1 protein-coding gene is annotated in these 263 nt (G+C 43.0%); it reads left to right on the top strand.

All coding sequences use genetic code 11. The annotated features are described in order from the left end of the window. A partial coding sequence (locus tag HMPREF2832_RS00270) for a DUF389 domain-containing protein (RefSeq protein ID WP_148131331.1) occupies positions 1-263 on the top strand: 263 nt, incomplete at both ends.

Raw genomic sequence — 263 nt, 5'->3', positions numbered from 1 at the left:
ATGACACCGATTGTTGGACTGGGATTCGGTTTAGCTATTTTTGATACGCGTTTAATCAAGCAATCTCTAGAGGTTTTATTGACTCAAGTGTTGGTCAGTTTGCTTGTCTCGACTCTGTATTTCTGGATTTCTCCCTTGTCTTATGCAAGTAGCGAGTTGATTGCACGAACCTCTCCAACCATTTGGGATGTCCTCATTGCTATTGCTGGTGGGATTGCTGGTGTGATCGGTTCAAGGAAAAAAGAAGCAAACAATATCGTGCC

Origin of the sequence: Streptococcus sp. HMSC073D05 (assembly GCF_001812015.1) — a bacterium.
Taxonomy (GTDB): domain Bacteria; phylum Bacillota; class Bacilli; order Lactobacillales; family Streptococcaceae; genus Streptococcus; species Streptococcus parasanguinis_D.
This window is presented reverse-complemented; position numbering and strand designations above follow the sequence as displayed.